This window comes from Nitrosococcus wardiae, assembly GCF_004421105.1.
In the GTDB taxonomy this organism is placed as follows: domain Bacteria; phylum Pseudomonadota; class Gammaproteobacteria; order Nitrosococcales; family Nitrosococcaceae; genus Nitrosococcus; species Nitrosococcus wardiae.
In genome coordinates, this window is record NZ_CP038033.1 from 2,594,688 (window position 1) to 2,614,092 (window position 19,405).

General features: G+C 52.9%; 17 protein-coding genes. 8 read left to right on the forward strand and 9 right to left on the reverse strand.

Annotation, left to right across the window (positions count from 1 at the left end):
* The first annotated feature begins 65 nt into the window (after positions 1-65).
* The 3 genes from E3U44_RS12380 to fhuF are packed head-to-tail and all read left to right on the forward strand — an operon-like array spanning position 66 to position 3,197.
* Complete coding sequence (locus E3U44_RS12380; protein WP_134358483.1) at positions 66-1,064, forward strand: GNAT family N-acetyltransferase; 999 nt, start codon at positions 66-68, stop codon at positions 1,062-1,064.
* A gap of 36 nt (positions 1,065-1,100) precedes the next feature.
* Positions 1,101-2,402 (forward strand): lysine N(6)-hydroxylase/L-ornithine N(5)-oxygenase family protein, encoded by a 1,302-nt coding sequence (locus E3U44_RS12385; RefSeq protein ID WP_134358484.1) that lies wholly within the window; start codon positions 1,101-1,103, stop codon positions 2,400-2,402.
* Between the two features lie 6 nt (positions 2,403-2,408).
* Positions 2,409-3,197 carry a siderophore-iron reductase FhuF gene (gene fhuF, locus E3U44_RS12390; RefSeq protein ID WP_134358485.1) on the forward strand — a complete coding sequence of 263 codons (789 nt, stop codon included), beginning with the start codon at positions 2,409-2,411 and terminating at the stop codon, positions 3,195-3,197.
* Here the strand turns inward: fhuF and E3U44_RS12395 are convergent.
* Positions 3,191-3,895, reverse strand: a complete 705-nt coding sequence (locus tag E3U44_RS12395; RefSeq protein ID WP_134358486.1) for a 4'-phosphopantetheinyl transferase family protein — start codon at positions 3,893-3,895, stop codon at positions 3,191-3,193. The two genes, fhuF and E3U44_RS12395, sit on opposite strands and share 7 nt — an antisense overlap.
* Positions 3,896-3,981: 86 nt before the next feature.
* Positions 3,982-4,662 (reverse strand): DUF6607 family protein, encoded by a 681-nt coding sequence (locus E3U44_RS12400; RefSeq protein ID WP_134358487.1) that lies wholly within the window; start codon positions 4,660-4,662, stop codon positions 3,982-3,984.
* A 456-nt stretch (positions 4,663-5,118) separates the two neighbouring features.
* Between E3U44_RS12400 and E3U44_RS12405 the strand changes: the two genes are divergently transcribed.
* From E3U44_RS12405 to E3U44_RS12425, 5 genes are all read left to right on the forward strand, one after another.
* Positions 5,119-7,497 carry a TonB-dependent siderophore receptor gene (locus E3U44_RS12405; RefSeq protein ID WP_134358488.1) on the forward strand — a complete coding sequence of 793 codons (2,379 nt, stop codon included), beginning with the start codon at positions 5,119-5,121 and terminating at the stop codon, positions 7,495-7,497.
* A gap of 15 nt (positions 7,498-7,512) precedes the next feature.
* Positions 7,513-8,763, forward strand: a complete 1,251-nt coding sequence (locus tag E3U44_RS12410; protein WP_134358489.1) for a PepSY-associated TM helix domain-containing protein — start codon at positions 7,513-7,515, stop codon at positions 8,761-8,763.
* A gap of 114 nt (positions 8,764-8,877) precedes the next feature.
* On the forward strand, positions 8,878-9,813 hold the full coding sequence (gene exbB, locus E3U44_RS12415; protein ID WP_134358490.1) for a tonB-system energizer ExbB: 936 nt from the start codon (positions 8,878-8,880) through the stop codon (positions 9,811-9,813).
* A 5-nt stretch (positions 9,814-9,818) separates the two neighbouring features.
* Entirely contained in the window at positions 9,819-10,259 is a 441-nt protein-coding gene (gene exbD, locus E3U44_RS12420; RefSeq protein WP_134358491.1) for a TonB system transport protein ExbD, read from the forward strand.
* Positions 10,260-10,264: 5 nt separating this feature from the next.
* A complete protein-coding gene (locus tag E3U44_RS12425; RefSeq protein ID WP_134358492.1) occupies positions 10,265-11,071 on the forward strand; it encodes an energy transducer TonB in 807 nt (268 codons plus the stop codon).
* A gap of 26 nt (positions 11,072-11,097) precedes the next feature.
* Here E3U44_RS12425 and E3U44_RS12430 read toward each other — a convergent pair whose 3' ends face one another.
* From E3U44_RS12430 to E3U44_RS12460, 7 genes are all read right to left on the reverse strand, one after another.
* Positions 11,098-11,976, reverse strand: a complete 879-nt coding sequence (locus E3U44_RS12430) for a TonB-dependent receptor domain-containing protein (RefSeq protein WP_134358493.1) — start codon at positions 11,974-11,976, stop codon at positions 11,098-11,100.
* Complete coding sequence (locus tag E3U44_RS12435; RefSeq protein WP_134358494.1) at positions 11,966-12,223, reverse strand: hypothetical protein; 258 nt, start codon at positions 12,221-12,223, stop codon at positions 11,966-11,968. Before E3U44_RS12435 ends, E3U44_RS12430 begins: the two co-directional genes overlap by 11 nt.
* 877 nt (positions 12,224-13,100) lie before the next feature.
* Complete coding sequence (locus E3U44_RS12440) at positions 13,101-13,541, reverse strand: hypothetical protein (protein WP_134358495.1); 441 nt, start codon at positions 13,539-13,541, stop codon at positions 13,101-13,103.
* A 621-nt stretch (positions 13,542-14,162) separates the two neighbouring features.
* The gene (locus tag E3U44_RS12445; RefSeq protein WP_338040763.1) at positions 14,163-14,504 is read right to left on the reverse strand and encodes a DUF29 domain-containing protein; all 342 of its coding nucleotides are present in this window, start codon (positions 14,502-14,504) and stop codon (positions 14,163-14,165) included.
* A 67-nt stretch (positions 14,505-14,571) separates the two neighbouring features.
* Positions 14,572-16,254: a complex I subunit 5 family protein gene (locus E3U44_RS12450; protein ID WP_134358496.1), complete on the reverse strand. Its 1,683-nt coding sequence runs from the start codon at positions 16,252-16,254 to the stop codon at positions 14,572-14,574.
* Positions 16,251-17,753, reverse strand: coding sequence for a complex I subunit 5 family protein (locus E3U44_RS12455; protein WP_134358497.1), 1,503 nt, complete (start codon positions 17,751-17,753; stop codon positions 16,251-16,253). Before E3U44_RS12455 ends, E3U44_RS12450 begins: the two co-directional genes overlap by 4 nt.
* On the reverse strand, positions 17,750-19,240 hold the full coding sequence (locus tag E3U44_RS12460) for a complex I subunit 5 family protein (RefSeq protein ID WP_134358498.1): 1,491 nt from the start codon (positions 19,238-19,240) through the stop codon (positions 17,750-17,752). Before E3U44_RS12460 ends, E3U44_RS12455 begins: the two co-directional genes overlap by 4 nt.
* Between the last annotated feature and the right edge of the window lie 165 nt (positions 19,241-19,405).

The window sequence follows — 19,405 nt, forward strand, 5'->3', positions numbered from 1 at the left end:
TTATCATTTTTTTTTATATTAATTTTTGAGAAGTTCTCATATTTTGCCCAGGGTGACCTTACGTTATGGCGGGTAATAAAGACATTACCGTACCCCTACCTTCGGGGCGGCAGTTGACGGTTGAACAGACCGGTACGGTGCAGCGTTGCTTATTGGAGGGTAGGCAATTACTCGGGGTGGAGGCGAATCCCGAGCAGCCCCATAGGCTGCGGGTTTTCAGGACACCAGACAGTCTCAGTGCCCTGCGCTCAGCAAGTTATGCCCTATTTGTTGGGAATCCCTCCGTAACCGTGCTGGTATTCGATCAGGCAGACGGGGTTTTAATTGATTCTGCCTTGATGTTTTATCACGCTGCCCAGCAATGGCACTTGTATCGGGATGCACTTTGGCAGTGGCCAGAACTCTGGCTGCAAGGCCAATCTCGCTTGGCGGCACCTACCCTTTATACGATGGGCGCAAATGGCCATTGCCATCCGCTTCGGCCAGCTCGGCCAGAAGGGGAGGTGTATCGGCGATTTGATTATCAACTGGGAGCTTGGGTTTCGTTGCGTACTTTGGAGATTAACGAAGACTTGGAGCGGTTCCATCGTTGGCAAAACAGTGAGCGGGTGGCTTGTTTCTGGCAGGAGCGGGGCACATTGGAACAGCATCAAGGCTATTTGCAAAGGCTGTTCGATGATCCCCGGGTGCTCCCCCTGATCGGCTGTATCAATAATGAGTCCTTTGCCTATTTTGAAGCCTATTGGGCGAAAGAAGACCGGATTGCCCCTTACTATCAGGCTGATGACTATGATCGGGGGATTCATATGCTGGTAGGAGAAGAAAACCACCGCGGCCCTCATAAAGTGAAGGCTTGGCTAACGGCTTTATGCCATTACCTTTTTCTAGACGATCCGCGTACTCAGCGTATCGTTTCTGAGCCGCGTTTTGATAATCAAAAAATGATCAGTTATCTGCAAGCACATCGTTTTGCGAAGATCAAAGAGTTTGAGTTTCCCCATAAACGGGCTTCCTTGATGATATTGACGCGGGAAGCGTTCTTTGATCGCTGTACCTTGGGCTAAATGCCGGAAAAACCGTTATTCAAAGGAGCAAAGATAATGAATTTTCAGACCCTAAGCTATGACGTGATCGGTATCGGCTTTGGTCCGTCGAATCTGGCTATTGCCATTGCCCTGGAAGAGCATCAACAGGCTAACAAGGCGCCGTTGGCTTGCTGCTTTATCGAGAAACAACCCGATTTTGAATGGCACGGTGGTATGTTGCTGGATAATACCCATTTACAAGTTTCCTTTCTAAAGGACTTGGTGACCTTGCGTAATCCTAGCAGTCGATACTCTTTCATTAATTATCTGCATCAGCAGCGGCGCCTCGAATCCTTTATCAATTTGGGCACCTTTTTCCCGAGTCGCCTGGAATACAATGATTACATGCGGTGGGTAGCCACAGCGTTCAAGGATCGAGTCCATTATGGGGAAGAGGTGATTGCCGTTGAACCCCTAGAGGAAAACGGCAAGGTTGAGTGGTTGCAGGTAGTGTCGCGCCTCAAGGAGGGCACCATTGAACATCGATATGCCCGGAATGTGATTATCGGTATTGGTGGTTATCCCCGCATTCCAGAAGCATTTAAAGCACAAAAACATCCACGAATTATTCATTCATCCCAATATAAAAATTGCCACTCTCGTTTTAGCCGGATGGGCGAAAAGCCGCGGCTGGCGGTTATTGGTGCGGGGCAGAGTGCGGCGGAGATATTTAGGGATCTGATGGGCCGTTATCCCCAAGGGCGGATTGATTTGATTAGCCGCAGCCGGGCATTGCAACCCTCTGACGACAGCCCCTTTGTCAATGAGATATTTGATCCAGACTTCACCGACGAAATATACCACACGCCTAGGGAGCAGCGACAATTGTTCCTCCGTGCATTCAGTCATACCAACTATTCTGTGGTGGATTTGCCCTTGATCGAAGAGATTTATGAGCGGCTTTATATGCAGCGCGTCACTGGTGATGTGCGGCATCGTTATTTTCCTTCCTGTCTCATCCAGGCAGTGAGTAGTTCAGAAGAACGACTGCAGATCACGTTGTTCAATAAAAATACTAGCGAGCATAAGGAAGTGGAATATGACGGCATCGTCCTTGCTACAGGGTATCAGCGTGATGGGCACCACAAGCTGCTGAGAGGATTGGAACCTTGGATGGTCTCCAGAACAGTGGAGCGCAGTTATCAGTTGCCCATGGCGAGGGAGTGTCAGGCGCGTGTATTTCTGCAGGGGTGTTGTGAAGAGACTCATGGCATTGCCGATTCCTTACTGTCAGTCTTAGCGATGCGCTCCAAAGAAGTGGTTGATTCCCTGTATATGCTTAATGAGTTAAAAGCCCCTTTGGAAAACACCGGCTGAGCCCCTATGGCAGCTATTCCCCCTTTGGTTCCGTTGTTTGAGGGAGTATTGGCGCCTTATGAACCGGTGTTGCGGCTGCCTGATCCAAATTCACACTCGCAGGCGCGACCGGCCACGGATTTATTGCATCCCTCTACGCTGAATGAGGTAATGGCGCAATATTGGCCCAATTGCCAGCATCAGGATCCGCGTGCTTTGCTTTCCATCTGGAGCCAATTTTATTTTTTGCGCCTGCTGCCGCCGGTGCTGGCCGCTAATCTGATAATGGACTGGTCATTGTCGCTGGCATTGGATGGCATGAGTGTGGTTATTGGCGGCAATGGATTGCCTGTCGCCTTCGTTTTGCCGGATGAAGGGACCCCTTTGGGAGTGGGTGTGAGTGTACAGACTCGTTTCCAGGTGCTGAGCGAGCAGCATATGGCGCCACTCATCAGGGCTTGGTCATGCCAAACGGGGCTGTCGGAACGGGTCTTCTGGGGCAACGCGGGGCGCTACATAGATTGGCTGCTCACGCAATTTCAAGAACTGGGGCAGCCTTCGCAGGTATGGGCACCCTTGCAGGATTGGCTAAACCTGCCAGAGGATTGGAATGGTGAGCGCAACCCTCTTTACCAACTATACCGTTATTGCCCCGGCTCGAATCGGGAACCACCCCATCGAGTTCGACGTACTTGTTGTATTCGTTACCGGTTATCCGGTATTTCTCTTTGCTCCGACTGTCCCCGCTCCTGCCGTTGCCAGCGATCCCCTCTTGAGATTGCCGGTGGCGTACGCCAGTCTCGACCCTTTTATTGATCGGCTTCGGCCTGAATAAGCATCCAGCTCAGGAGCTGATCCCTCTCTTGGCGCCAATTAAACCGTAGAATTTTATCTTCTTTCCAGCGATCGGAGAGGGTGGTTAACAGACGGATATGCTGTTCATCAATCAATTCCGCATCATGAAAATAGAAAGGCTGATGGGTCAAGGGAAATAGCGCCTTAAAGAGGCTTTCTTTCGCTGAAAAAGCCAAACTCACCCACTGCCCCCGCTGTGGCCCTGGCAGTCTATCTAGCCTACTTTTCTCAGACGGGGTCAGAATATCACCGGCTATTTCCTGTGCTTCTCTTTCAGGCAATATTCTTTCCCGATCTAATCCAATCCCTTGCCAATGATGGCCAAGACCCACTAGTGCGGCAGCTTGACCATTGGCATGGGTGATGGCTCCGGTTAGGCCTGTGGGCCATTGTGGCGCACGATTAGGCCCCATATCAGGGAACACAGGTTTGTGCTGCAGGGCCTTGATGGCAGCCTGGGCACAGATTCGTCCGGCCACATACTCAGCCTGGCGTTTACTTGCGGCCTGCTGGACCGAAGTGGGTAGTTCGAGCCCAAGTTGCTGGCAGAATAATGGCGGAATAGGCAATTCATGGTATGAACATTGGCTGAATATCAGGCCGGGACCCCATTGGGAGATAGTGGCCAGCGTAGACGAGGTGGAACTTGCATCGTACACGGGTATCTCCTAGGCGCTTTGCTGCCGATATTTGCTCAAACCGGTATGGGCCTCTTCCGCTTCTCCCTAACCCCTTGCCTGGATTACTACTTATCGACAGCTTCTCTCGGAAAGCGCTCCAAAGCCGCTTTACAAGATTTATCTTCCAGCCGACGGTAGGTGATCCAGCCAAGCTCATAAGAGATGATTTGGTCAGAGGCCGACAGTTTTTTATTGGATTCATTTTGAACCCAGCCACTAGGGGTCACAAGCAAGATATTTTCCCGATCCAACCGCTTGTAATCGGTTCTGTTAAAACCAAAGGGCGCGCCACTATCCCGAAAGGGTTTCTCGGCTTTACCGGCATGGCATTCCCATCTATTCATTTTCCAGGGGGCGGTACATTGATAACGCAGCTTTCGCCCTTCATCCTGGTATGAGCGGCTCCAAACTTCTTGGGTCCAGCTTTCTTTGTCAGGATGATATTTCCACACTTCATGGAAATGGGAAGCCACTTGATCAGCGTTCAACGTGGCATGTTGCAGGATAAATGCATTCTTTTCTTCCTGTTGAAAACCTATCCATTCCCTAATCGGCTCGTCAAGCGTGTACTTTTCAGCAAAAAGATCGTGAACGCCATCTTCTACAAAACGATAAGTCACATCAAAGCATCCCGCCAGGTTTTCTACATTACCCATTCCCTGGGGCAAGGATTCTGCCGAGAGGGTACTTGCTTCACTGCCGAGAATAGCCATTAAACCTAATCTTAATATCTGGCGGCAATTCATTATCTTTGCTCCTGAGTTGAAGTTCTCTGGCTATCTGCCCCCACAAGGGAGGGCAGTCAATTCGCCATGGCTAGCTACCCAAACACAAGGGATGATCGGGACTTCCTTGATTAATTTTAACCTACTAGTTAGTTAATAATATCAGTATAAAAAATAATAATAATTATTATTATTAAATGCTTCAATGCTTTAGTTGCTGTCGTCAGTAACGTTGACCTGAAGAGCGGACCAAGATGCAGGCAGCAAGCAGTTGATTTATTAAATGATTTGAAAACCTACCCCTTCTGCAAGTTAGGGCCAAATTAATTATTGCGAAAAGAAATTCTTTGTGTATCATAATAATAATTATTATTTTCATTCGTGTTTTAATACTGAAACAGCCGAGCAAGGGGAAATGTCGTACTCGAAAGAATATGGGGTCTGTTAATAACAACAAATAAGGAGTGGTTTTTTACCATGCGAAAACGATTAGGTATCCCCGTGGTTTATTTGGGGCTACTGTTTATCATCAACCTGACTCTGTTTCGGCCGGCCGCAGCCGATACTGCGGTCACACTGGATATCCCGGCCCAACCGCTGGACCAGGCGGTCACTGCCTTGGCGAACCAGACTCAGTTGACCATTGGTGGCGATACTGGGCTATTGCGTGGCCACCAGGCGCCGGCCCTGCGTGGTAGCTATACTCCGGAAGCCGCCCTGGGGGCGCTGCTGAGCGGCACGGGGATTACTTACCGATTCACTGGCGCGAAAACGGTGATTCTGGAGCAGGCGGTGACATTGGAAGAGGAGGCGATGATGCTCGGACCCGTCGAAATCGAAGGGGCCGCAGAATCTGCCTTTGGGCCGGTTGAAGGATATCGTGCCGCCCGAAGTGCCACCGGGACTAAAACCGACACGCCGCTGATTGAGATACCGCAATCGGTTTCTGTTATCACCCAGGAGCGGTTGCAGGACCAGCGTGCCGACAGTCTTGACGAAGCCTTGCGTTACACTCCAGGTGTGCAGGGCGAGACCTTTGGTTTTAACCCCCGCGCGACCTCATTAAAAATTCGGGGTTTCGATTCGATTAGTACGGGCCTTTTCCAAGATGGTCTCCAACTTCGTACTCCCACCACTTCGGGGGAGGCCTTTAACCCCGAACCCTATGGGGCGGAACGGATTGAAGTCCTGCGTGGGCCCGCCTCTGTCCTCTATGGCCAGAGCAGCCCCGGTGGCATTATCAATATTGTTACTAAACGGCCGCCGCAAGAACCGCTGCGAGAATTGCAATTCCTGGCAGGCAATTTCGATCGCTATGAAGGAAGGTTTGACTTTGGCGATTCCATTGATGAGGGGGGGGTGTTTTCTTATCGGTTGACCGGTCTCGTTCGGGACAGCAACACGCAAGTGGATTTCATTGAAAACGATCGCCGGTTTATTGCCCCGGCCTTCACCTGGCGCCCGACTGAAAATACTTCTCTGACCTTTTTGAGCCATTATCAGGAAGATGAGCTAGGCGACTTCCAATTTTTACCTAGCCAGGGAACAGTATTGCCCAACCCCCATGGCAGCCTGCCAGCAAGCCGTTTCACAGGTGAGCCCGACTTCGACAATTTAGAGCGAACCGTGTATTCAGTGGGTTACCTGCTCGAGCATCATGTGGGTGAGGCCTGGACCTTCCGCCAAAATCTCCGTTACAGCCACAGTGATCTGGACAGGGCTGTCGTGTTCAGCGCGGGTTTGCGGGATGATCTCCGGACCCTGGATCGGTTTGCTTTTGGCAATGACAAAGACCTAGGTGTTTTTGCCCTGGATAACCAGGCCCAGGTGAATTTTTCAACTGGCCCTGTTGAGCACACGCTGCTGGTGGGTCTTGATTACCAACATTTCGACGTTCGCAATTTGACTCCCTTCGGTAGTGCGCCTGCCATTGATATTTTTGATCCCGTCTATGGGGCGCCGGTTCCTCCGCCTCCTATTATCAGCAATATGGATACTAATTTGGATCAAATCGGAGTTTATTTTCAGGATCAACTCAAGCTCTATGATAAATGGGTGCTTTCGTTAGGTGGACGCCACGACTGGGCCAATACGGGGAGGATGAATAACCTAACAGGTGTGGATACTGAACAGGATGACACTGAATTTACCGGGCGTGTCGGTTTGGTCTATCTCTCTGATATGGGTTTGGCGCCCTATTTTAGCTACTCGGAATCTTTCCTACCCATTGCGGATGTCAACCTGGCTGGGCAGCCTTTTGCACCGGAGACCGCCCGGCAGTATGAAATTGGCGTTAAATACCAGCCCCCTGGGTGGAACAGTTTTGTGACTGTAGCAGCCTTTGATCTCGAACGGCAGAATGTGCGTACGCCCGATCCAAACAATCCCTTAAACCAGGTGCAAACAGGGGAAGTTCGCTCCCGCGGGGTTGAATTGGATGGGGTGGCAAGCTTTACTTTTGGTTTGGACTTGATTGCTTCTTACACTTACTTGGATGCGGAAATTACCAAGAGCAACGTTCCTGGCGAGGAGGGTGAGCGGCCCACCCAGGTACCGGAGCACCAGGGCTCAGTATGGGCCAAGTATACGGTTCAAAAGGGCCTTTTACGAGGGCTTGGTTTGGGGGGGGGCGTTCGCTATACCGGAGCCAGCTTCGCCAACACCCCAAACACTTTTGAAAGTCCGGATTTCACTATGGTGGATGCGACTATCTCCTATGATTGGCGTCAATTCCGCTTCGCGCTGAATGCCAGCAACCTCTTTAATGAAGAGGCTTTCGTCTGCTTCAGCGGGGGTAATTTCTGCTCCTTTGGTCCCCAGCGCACTGTCGTTGGAACCATTCGCTATCGCTGGTAGTTAGAGAGGATTCACATGCGGTTCTTCCTGGTACTTCTCCACCGCTGGTTAGGGTTGTTCATCGCCGTGTTCCTGTTGATCGCGGGCCTGACGGGGGCAGTGATCTCCTGGGATCACGAGCTGGACGAATGGCTTAATCCACAGCTATTCAAGGCCCAATCAGGGTCGGAGGAGGGAGGGGAGTCCCTATCCCCAGTGGCTTTGGCCGAGCAAGCAGAAGCCGCCGATCCGCGGGTGCGGGTCACCTATTTGCCCCTTGCAGCCGAGCCAGGCCATACTGTGGTTTTGTTTGTTCAGCCGCGCATAGATCCGGCTACAGGAGAGGCTTTCGAACCCGGTTACAACCAGGTTGCGCTGGATCCTATCACGGGGGAGATCCAGGACCGACGCCTATGGGGCGAGATTGGACTTAACCGCGAAAATTTGCTGCCCTTTCTCTACAAATTGCATTACAGCCTGCATATCCCGGATGGCTGGGGCATCGAACTGGGCATTTTGTTCATGGGCATCGTGGGCATCGTCTGGGTGCTCGACAGTTTCATCGCCTTGTGGATTGCTTTTCCAAGCGCCAGTGCTTGGCGCAAATCCTTCGCCTTCCGCTGGCGCCAGGGCGGCTATAAGCTCAATTTCGACTTACACCGCTCCGGCGGTGTCTGGGTCTGGGGATTGCTATTAATTATGGCCGTGACCTCCGTCTCGATGAATCTTGAGTTCCAGGTCATGCGCCCCTTGGTATCCGTTTTCTCTAATCTAACTCCTAGCCCATTTGAAACCCGCACGGCCAGCCCGCCAAATCAACCTATTGAACCGCGGATTGATCGCGCCCGCGCCCTAGAGATCGCCCAGACCGAGGCAGATCGGCGTGGCTGGACGGTCCCGGCCGGCGGGATATTTTACTCGCCGGCTTATGGGGTTTACGGGGTCGGTTTCTTTACGCCAGGCAATGATCACGGTGATGGCGGTTTGGGTAATCCGCGCCTCTATGTGGACGGCATGGACGGCTCTCTCGCCGGTGCGGAGGTGCCGGGGACCGGGAGTTTCGGCGATATCTTCATGCAGGCCCAGTTTCCGCTGCACTCCGGACGTATCCTGGGTTTGCCTGGGCGCATCCTTATCTCCGTCATGGGGTTGATTGTTGCCATACTCTCGGTGACCGGCATTGTCATCTGGGCCAGGAAGCGCCGCGCACGCTTAGCTGCTGGGGTGCGTAAGCAAAATGCACCTGTAGCAACGGGGCCTTTACCGGTTGAATTTGGAGATCGCTAAAATCATGGAGGGGAAGGTTGACTGATGGGTTATTAGTAATAATAATGATAATAAATCTTAATTATTCTTGGATGCATCTCCCTATTAATTTATAGCCGCGACCCCTGTAAGAAAATGAAAGCCGTTACCCTTAATGTGACACGCTTGTTATCTAGGCGAAGGATGTTTCGTTTCTGTTGGCCTTATGCTCTGTGGACGATCCTTATCGTCTTTTGGATTCAGAGTGCTGCTTGGGGGCAGACTGAAGCTTTAGCAGAAGCTTCCCCTTCCCTTGAGCAAACAGCAAGCGTTACTTCGGCAAAGGCACGGGTAGTCGACCCTGCCACATTGCCCCATGATTTGTCCCCTTGGGGGATGTTTCTAAGCGCAGACTGGGTGGTTAAGGCGGTCATCATCGGCCTTGTTTTTGCTTCGATAGTGACTTGGACCATAGGGCTGGCGAAGAGCTTAGAATTGGGGATGGGAAAACGGCGCTTGAGAGGGACGTTGGCAGAGTTAGGAGAGGCCCGTACCTTAGGGGAAGGAATGGAGTCCCTGCATCACAGAGAGGGCATTGTCAGCTTATTGGCCGACGTTGTGGAGAAGGAATTGGATTTTTTTGCCGATTCTATTCCCGAGAAAGAAGGTATCAAGGAGCGCATTGCCGCGGGGTTGGGTCGGATCGAAGTGGCAGCCAGTCGACGCATAAGCCGGGGTACCGGCATACTGGCTACTATTGGCTCAACCGCGCCCTTTGTAGGGTTGTTTGGGACGGTTTGGGGGATTATGAACAGTTTTATTGGCATCTCTGAGGCCCAGACCACCAATCTTGCCGTGGTGGCCCCCGGTATTGCCGAAGCGCTTCTGGTCACTGCAATTGGCCTTATCGCCGCCATTCCGGCGGTGGTGATTTACAATCTTTTTGCCCGTTCAACTGCTGGTTACCGTGCTTTGCTGGGGGACATCTCCAGCGAAGTCCTGCAGCTGGTGAGCAGAGACTTAGACCAGCGGCAACTTGCAAGCTCAGCACCTGAACAGCGGCAACCATTGCTGCGTAATGTGATGGAGTAGACCTCATGGGTGTTCAGTTCGATCAGGGGGAGGAGGATCTTGCCGAAACCCACGAAATCAATGTCACGCCTTTTATCGACGTAATATTGGTGTTGCTGATTATCTTTATGGTGGTTGCCCCCTTAGCCACGGTGGATGTGCCGGTTGACTTACCGGCTTCCACGGCCGAGCCCCAACCTCGCCCCGACAAGCCCCTCTATCTGACCTTACAGGAGGATCTCACCCTGGTGCTTGATGAGCAGCCGATCAAACTCGAGATGCTCGAAACAGCACTGGATCGAGCAACAGAGGGGGATAAGACAAGCCGCGTGTTTCTGCGCGCGGACAAGACGGTGGCTTATGGCGACTTGATGGAAGTGATGAATGGTCTGCGAGCCGCAGGTTACCTGAAGGTCGCGTTGGTTGGCCTTGAGGGAGCGAGTAAGGACTCCAGAGGAGAAGGATAATCAGCGTGTCCTTGGCTATGGATAAAGCCAGGCGAGAGGAGGCTGTTCGCTGGGGTTTGGGGGTATTCCTTGCCGTGGCTCTGCATGTGGGCGCAGCCTTTGGGGTAATCGTTTGGAATGCCACTAGGACCCCGCCGCCATCGCCGCCGCCGGCAATGATGATTGAGTTGGCGGCACTTCCCGCTGCGCCGCCACCCCAGCCCAGCGATGTGCCACCTGAGCCTAAACAAGAGGAGGTGGAACCCCCTCTCCCTGAACCGGAGCCAGAACCGTTATCGGAGAAGGTCGAGACTCCTCCGCCGCCTAAGCCTAAGGTCAAACCGGAGGTGGCGTTGCCTAAACCGCCGCCTAAGCCTAAGCCCCGTCCTAAACAGCCCCAGCCACCCTCTCAGCCAATTGAGGAAAAGACTCCGCCGCCCGAGCCGGTATCAAAGCCAAAGCCGCCGGCACCGGCGCAACAATCGCCACCGGCGTCTAGGGCAGAGGCGCCAGCGCCCAGTGCGTCATCGGCCCAGGTTAGGAAGACCGTGCAAACTTGGCAACAGCTATTGCTTGCTCATATCCAACGCCACAAGCGCTACCCCAGCTCAGCCCGGAGACGGCGACAAGAGGGGGTCACCTATCTGCGTTTTGTGATGGACCGGGAGGGGCAAGTCCTTTCCGCCCGGATCGAACGTAGTTCAGGCTATGCCCTCTTAGATAAGGAAACCCAAGCGCTGATTGAGCGGGCCGCGCCTTTGCCGGCTCCCCCCCCGGAGGTTTCCGGCAAGCAGTTAGAGTTTGTCGTGCCGGTGCAATTTTCTCTCCGTTGAGGAGGCATTGGCTCATTTTGTCTCAACTATAGTGTCAGCCTAACCCCAACCCAAGCCCCAATAGGTGCCCCTGGGCCAAGAAAGCGGGGATCTTCCAAATCGCTAAGCCCTGGTGCCTCATCCGGTTCGCCAAAAATCCCAAAGGTCTCATAGTCCTGGTTGAAAATATTCTGCACCCGGGCAAAAATTTCCAGGTGTTGATTGACTCTATAACGGCCTCGCAGATTAGCGATGACAAACCCGGGGATCTGGCTGAAATTATTGCTCTCATCGCCGCGAAAACGCAAACTGGATTGACCTAAGACATCAAAGCCCAGGGAAAGATTAGGCTGCAGCCAATAGCCGGCACCGACTTTGAAGTTATGCTTGGGCAGTCCCGGGATTCGGTCTCCGGCCTCCACCTGAAGCCGCCCCTCATTTTCTTCCGCTTGGGGATTACTGGGGCTTAAGGCGACAAAGGGGGGCTCGAAAGTAGCCTCCAAGTAAGTGTAATGGGCAAACCAGCGCCAGCGTTCATGGCGTCCCCTAAGCCCCACTTCCACCCCTTGGCGCAAGGTTTCGCCTACATTCTCAAAAAAGCCTTCACTAGTGGTGACTCCCCCTGTGGTCTGGAAGAGGATATCGTCATCATTCCGGGTGTGAAACCAATTGGCATTCCAGTCAATTTGACCCCGCAAAGTTCCCCGAAACCCCGCTTCCCTGGTTTTAGCGATCACCTGCTCCAAGGGGGGATCGGCTACAAAGGGGTTGGGCAAACGGCAAGGATCGTCCGGATTGGCGCAAGTGAGCTCTGAGGGGATAGGGGCGCGGGAGGATTCACTATAATTGCCGTAAAAGTTCACCTCTGGCCGAAAGGCATAAGTGAGTTCTACGGCAGGATTGAAACGAGAGAAGCTATTTGTCACGAAAGGTAAACACCGCTTCCCGGTCCCTGGCCAACAGTTCTATAGGGGCCGCGCCGTGGCCATTGAGATCTGTATCGGCGGCGGTCACTTTCAGATCCAACGTGGTGCCAAGAGCCTGCCACCCAAAATCGGCAAAGATCTGTTTTACCTGGGAGGGGGCTTCATCCCGCCAGCTGGTTTCATCAATAAAGTTGCCGGTGATGAAATAACCCCACTGGCCATTATTGGCGCCGCTTTCAAATTCCACCGCCACCCGGCCAAAAGAGCCGCCGTAGGTTTGAACGGCATGGCCGGGAGCAGTGAAACCGTCTTTGGTTTGGATAGAGAGGGCACCGCCAGGGCATTAAGGCCAAATAAGGGATTGTAGCCAGGCATAAGGTTGATACTGGCAATGGCCGAGGGGGGGATAAGATCCCAGTTCCCAGTTTACTACATCTCCAAAAGGTTCATTGATACGACTCCATCCTGGAAAATTGCTAGCCCCTGGGGCAACTCCAAGAGGGGGGAGGCGGTAAAACCCCGGTATTGCAGATCTGGCTGAAAGGGATTGTTTTGGGCGGCGTTGAGATTGATACTGCCAAAAGTGTGGTTAAGAAAGTCAGAGAGATTTAAGCTCAGTTGGCGTTTAAGGTCTTCTGCGGTGGCCCCCTGGATATGGGAGGGGACAAGCTGCTTGAACAGGCCTGCGCCGTGCAGGGGGTTATCCCTATCACGTCAAGGGGCGGCAATGGGTAAACCGTTTCATCCTCTTGAGCATTAGCTGTTGAGGCGGGCAACAAAATGAGCATGGCCACCCCGGCCATTGCTGCGTATCGCCAGGGGAGGGTTTTAGAGGTAGGATTCAAACTTTATTCCTCCAACACAGAGCTTTATTGGCGAACTGTTTGTTAGTTTGCCCCGGCCTTAAAATACTCACTAGGCGATATTGTCACGGATTTGGCATAGGAATATTTCATAATCAATGAGTTTTTTTTCCTAAAATAACGGGGAATTATTCCCGTGGACTTGCTAGAAGCTAAGTTGACGGTGTGAATAGGCGGGTATTTATAGATTATCCTAGACTTTTATGAACGGGCTAGTCGGTGAGCGCCATCGCTCCCTTTTTCTGAAGGCACCAGATAACCTTATTTGCTGAATAGTAACGCTAGTCTTGTTTTCTCTCGTATCTCTCTAGGGTCACTAACTTTCTGTTTTTTACAATCCATATATAACAGAGATACTATATGAGCAATAGTTATGAGATCAATCACCTCCCTCAATAAAATTTCCATCAAAGTTTTATCAATCGTGTAGGGTTTCTCAATATCCGGGTGGATCTCCCACGGCGCAATGCCAAAAAACTTAGCCCAACGCTCGGCGGCAGTCGGGCCAATCGGTGCGTGTGTGCCGAGTTCTCCAGAAATGAGTGAGCGTTCTACGCTCATTCTTTCCGCAACATAGGATTGAGTCACCTTAACTCCTTCAAGGTTTTTCTTTTTCTTATATTCATTGTACAGCTTAACAATTCGCTCTTTAGCTATCTTTTGAGACTCGGTTTCAGTCCTTTTTTTAATACTAGCAGCCATCCTAATAACCCTATCTTTTCGGCATAACACACGGTCGGGCGAGTCAAGTTATGAAAGACCTCGAAAACGGCGGACAAATACCGTGCTCGTGGATACCTTCTATAGTTAAAGATAACTAAAGGGGAAGTGTCAGTTTATGATGAGTGGGAAGAATTTTGTGAAGAGGGGCTGACGTATAAAGCAAGAAAAAATACCGATAGAAAGGCGTGATCCGGGTTTTAGTTGTAGGAACAAGGTTAGAGTGTGGGCGAGAAAGCAATTCGCTAATCTTTTCATTAGGCCGGGGTAGGACAAGAATCTGATTGGCTTTTTGCACGTGAGCTGGTAGAGCGCCTAAGGGAATGTGCTGTGACGGCTATGTCCAGATAGAATGTGTCAGCTGATGGAACTCTCTCAAAGCTCAAAGCCGCTTTAGGGTAAATCTGCGCGGCAGTACCCCCAGCGGCCAGGGGCGGGATTTCCACAGTCGGGTGCTGGTTTTGCTCAATAGTCGCTGCGCCGGTACCGCCAGCCTTTCTAAACTGAGTTTGAAGGTATCTACCCTGGCCAAAAGCAATCATCTAGCATTTCATCCATTGACCAAGGGCATTGATCGGGAAAATCATTTTTCTCTTTATTGGTCTAGCGAGCGGCTATCAACACCGCTCGCCGATAAATTTTTGGCAGTCTCTCATGGATGACAGGCCCGAGGCTGGGACTCTCAAGCCGATCCTGTACTCGTAGACGCTGCTCCTCAATTGTCAGCCGCCAGCTTTTATCTCGCCGCTCAGGCTGGTATTGCCACTTGAGCAAATAGGCCAGCAGCACTTCAAGATGGCTCTCGGTGGCCCGTCGCTCACTGGCCCCCATATCCTCAAGCTCCTCGATCAAGTCTTTCACGTCTACCTCGCTCAGCTTTCCCTGGCGTAGCTTTTCAATGGTCTCTTGAGTCCAGGCGTAATAATCTTGGGCTGGATCAGTCATGTTCTTTCCTGGGCCTCTAAGCGGTCAACTGCCGTTTCTGGGATTATAGCCAACTCCTTTACCCCTGTTATATGAGGGTCCCATACAGCACTAAGGCAATGATCAGGAAGAGGAGTCCGAAGTTTCTCCAGCGCTGCAAGGCTGCTTCCAGACGGGTGGGAGTTGTATGGAGATCTAACCTTTGGGGCAGGGTGAAGAATTGAGACTGGAGGCGAGGGATCGGCTGAATGACCCTCTGGGTCCAGCGGGCAAGGGTTCTTAACCATTGCTCAATCAAAATCAAAATATCGCCGCTAGGAATAAACCAACTCCACCCGAGTCTGCGGCACAGTAAGCTCCCTAGGATGAAAAACGCAATGCCGAGGAGGAGGGTTTCCCCACCGCTTTTGATAGCAGAAAGCTTGAGAGAATCTGCGGCGGCTTGTTCAGCATAGGGCCAAAGCCAAGTGGCAAGATCGAGGGCAAGCAAAAGCCCTAGAGTAGGCAGCCACATCCCTAAGGGTAAGCGTCCCTTTAAGTCCTTGGGCCAAGTCAAGTCAATAAACCGTGCCATGAGTAGAGTGGTTCCGATACTAGAGGCCAACAGCAGACCGGGCAACCCATCACTCCATGGCCAGGGGGCTAGAGGACTGAGGGATTTTAAGGCCGTTTTGGTAATGGCCCCGCTAGTGAAAGGGGTGCCCGCCAAGGCAAGAGCCGGAAACAGGAGGGTCAAACCCACTAGGACCCCGCCGCTATGGCGAGCCAACCCGACGCCCAGAAACAGTGCCCCTTTGGCCAGGGCATGGTGGAGGGCAAAAAGGGTGAGGGTGGTGAGCACCAGGGGCCACTGGGCCGGTGCTGCTAGGCCCACCCCGACGCCTAGGGTGATGAGTCCCATTTGGCTGATGCTGGAATAGGCCAGGAGGGCCTTCGGTTCCCGTTGGGCCAGGCCCACCAGCACGCCGTAGAAAGCCGCAATAAGGCCTGCCACAATCAAACCGGTGCCCCAAGAGGGAAGCGACATTTGCCCTAGGGGCAGGAACCGCAGCCAGCCTAATAGTCCCGCATTGATCATAGCCCCGCCTAAGACCGCAGCCCCTGGCGTGGGGGTCGCCGCGTAGGCTGGGGGCAAAGAGAAATGGAGGGGGAGGAGTCCTAGCTTGATGCCAAAACCTATCAATAAGAGGGTCAGGACCACCGGGTCAGCGCTTGCCGTAGGGGCTTGAGTCATCACCAGGGTATTCATCTCCACGGCCAGTAATATCATGGCCGAGAAGAGACAGGCCTCGCCAATGACCACCATGGATAAATAAACCCGTCCGGCCCGCCTCGCTGCTTGATTCCCTGGGTGGATGATTAAGCCATAAGCGGCAATGCTCATGAGGGCAAATAGCAGCAGAAAACTCAGCATATCCTGGGCCATAATCAGCCCTAGGTTGCCGGCCATGGTGAGGAGATAGAAAAAGAAGAACCGGTCCCGTTGGGGATCATTGGCCTGGTAACGAAGGCCGTAAAGGCCGGTCAGCCACCACAGCAAAGCAGTAAAGGATAGAAACAGGGCTCCAGTAGGGTCTAGGCCAAAGCGTGAACCCAAAAGCAACCAAGGCACTTTGAGTTCCACGCCTGCAGGTAGCCAGAAGCTTGCTGCCAGTGCCGGGAGGGAAGCCCAAGGTGTGAGCCGAGTGATCACAGGGCGCAAAGTAGGCACTGACCAGGCAAGGGCCAGAGCCAAGGGCAGAATCAGTGCAAAGGGTAGGAGTAGACTCATAAAGGATGGTGGTATTCTCGCACGGCGATGAGGCGGGCCCACTCGGCAGGACTAAAGGGGACATGGGCCAGAAGGCCAGCGGCTAGGACCATGGTCGCCGTGACCAGCGGTGGCAGGAGCAGCATCCAAGCGGTTTCGAAACGACCGTGGGAAACCTCTTCGGGCCAAGGGTTTTCCTGGGGCTTGAACCAGGCGATATAAAGAATGGGCAGAAAATAGGCGGCATTCAACAGGCTGCTGAGGGCCAGAATCACTAGCACCCATTCCTCTCCCGCCAAGACGGCCCCGCTACCTAGATACCATTTGCTGATAAAGCCGGCCAATGGTGGGACACCGATCATCCCTAAAGCGCCCAGGGTGAAGGCGGTCATGGTCCAGGGCATGCGCCGGCCAACGCCTGCCATTTCGCTAATGCGGTGAATTCCCAAGGTTTCGGCCAGATTCCCGGCACAGAAAAACAGGGTAATCTTCATCAGTCCCTGGTGCACTAGATGGGCCATGGCCCCGATGGTGGCCACTGGATTTAAGATAGCAGCGCCGAGGGCAATATAAGAGACTTGGCTGATAGTAGAGTAAGCCAACCGGCGTTTGAGATCATCTTGGAACAGGGCCCGTATTGAGCCATAGACAATAGTAAAGGAAGCCACCCAAGCCAGAGGTGCCGCCAGCCCCAAACTGGCCACGAATTCAATTCCAAACACATTATCCACTATCCGCACGATGCCAAAGGCGCCTGCTTTTACCACCGCAACTGCGTGTAAGAGGGCGCTAACCGGCGCTGGCGCCACCATGGCATGGGGGAGCCAACCATGCAAAGGCACCAGGGCCGCTTTGACTCCGACCCCGGCGATGAGCAAAGCAAAGATGATAGTCAGCGTTTGGGAGTCCACGGGAGGAGCATTGGCCAGCAGTCCCCCCTGAATGAAGCTAAGCGGTCCCACCAGTGTTCGTAGCCAGGCCATGCCGACCAGAAACAGCACGCCACCGGCTAAGGTATAGCCTAGATAGATCTTGCCCGCACGCAGAGCCTTTTTCGTCCCCCGGTGGATCACCAGGGGATAGGTGGAGAGAGTCAGCATTTCATAAAAAATAAAAAAGGTCAGCAGGTTACCAGCGAGAGCAATGCCTGCACTGGCGCTGACACAAAGGCTAAAAAAGCCAAAAAAACGGCTCCGATGGGGCGAACCCTCTAGGTAGCCGACGGCGTAAAGGGTAGTGAAAAACCACAAGACCGAAGAAAGAACTACAAGCAGCACTGACAGGGTATCGACCCGAAATAACAGATCTATTTCCGGCAGTAGGGATAGCCGGGTCTCATAGTGTTGTTGGTGGAAGACGCCCCAGACTAAAAATGCGACTAAAAGCAATTTGAGGGTGGCTGCCGCCATATTAAGGGTAGTGCGCGCCCTATGGGCGTACTGGGGGAGGAAAAAAATTGCAATCCCAGGCACTAAGGAGCTCAGCAGGATAAGCAGCGGTAGCCAGAAGCTCCAATTCACAGCAATAGCTCCTTATCAGGCACCGGGGCGCCGATGCCGATGAGAGTCAGGGGCGTCTGGGCGATGAGGCCGAGGGCGACAGCCATTAAAGCAAGTAGGAGGGCTGACCACTCCATAAACCAAGGGACAGGACGGTAATTTGCCGTACTGGGGACTTGGGCGAAGGCGCGGGCCAATACCCGAAAGACATAACCGGAGGCAAGCAAGCCGCCGAGCACAATAATGAAGGCCCACCCCCATTGATGGCTGGCAATAGCCGCGGTGAGTAAAGACCACTTGGCCAGGAAACCACCGCTGGGGGGTAGCCCCATGAGGCTTACCCCTGCCAGGCCAAAGGCAAAGAGGGTCACGGGCAAGTGCTGGCTGATACCGTTTAAGTCTTGGATGCGATCGTGTTGCAGTGCATAGAGCACGGTGCCGGCGGCTAAAAACATGCCCCCTTTAGCCAGGCCATGGGCTAAGGCGTGATAAAGGCCGCCGCTCCAGGCGGTGAAGGCAGTGGCCGTCTCTTGGGTCAAGGGAAAAACCAGAAACAGATAACCTAACTGGGCCACGGTGGAGTAAGCCACAAGGAGCTTGAGGCGTTGTGTCTGCAGGGCTTGGATGGAACCCCAAAGGATGGCAAAGGCACCCAACAGCCCTAACAGATTGGCGGCTGCGGCGGTGGTAGCATCCGGAAAAACGATAAACCACAGCCGTAGCAAGAGATAAAAAGTGGCTTTGACTACCAAGGCTGAGAGGATGCTACTAACAGGCGTAGGCGCATCAGCATGAGCGGGGGGTAGCCAGAAATGGAGGGGAAAGAGGGCGGTTTTCAATAGCAGACCCACACCCATCAGCGTAAGCGCCGCCCGGGGTAAGGGTCCAGCTTGGATAGCCTGGCCTAGGGAAACCATATCGACCGTATGGTAGCCGGCATAAAGTAAGCCCACGCCTAATAGATAGAACAGGGACCCTAAGAGGCTGACCAGCAAATAACGCATAGCGGCGCCTAGCGCCGCTGCCTGGCCAGAAAGTCCTACCAGGCCAACAGAGGCTAATCCGATTAGCTCTAAGGTGACATAGGCATTGAAGATATCCGCGGTGAGAAAAAGGCCATTGAGGGCGGCCCACAGAAAAAGCCATAGGGGCCAGAAATAAGCGCGTTCATGGGCGTAGTGGGGATTTTCTTTCGAACCAAAATAAGCCGCCCCATAGAGGCTGGTAAAAACACCCACCAAGGCAGCCAGAAGGAGCATGAGCGCACTCAAACCATCCACATAGAACTCAATGCCGAGGGGGGCTCTCCAACCACCAATAGCGTAACGCTGGGGGCCTTCTGCGAGCACCTGTTGAGTGAGTGCAACCCCTAACAATAGCACACCAATAGCGGTGATTAGGCCAATCAGGCTTTTGTAGCGGGGCACGGTGAAGGCAAGAAGCGCCCCTACCAGAGGTAGAACCATGATCCAGGCTGGCCAGTGGGCGCTGAAGTTAGGGGGTTCCATCAAGACTTAAAGGACATAAAGGTAAAGGAACCCCACTCACTTGGGAAAAACTGAAGGCAATGAGTGTTTCTGATGAAGCAATCCATTCTAATCTATTTAAGTTTATGATTTTTATGTGATCTTTATGCCTTTGTGGTGATTTTATAAATTGTTCAGGCTAAGGGA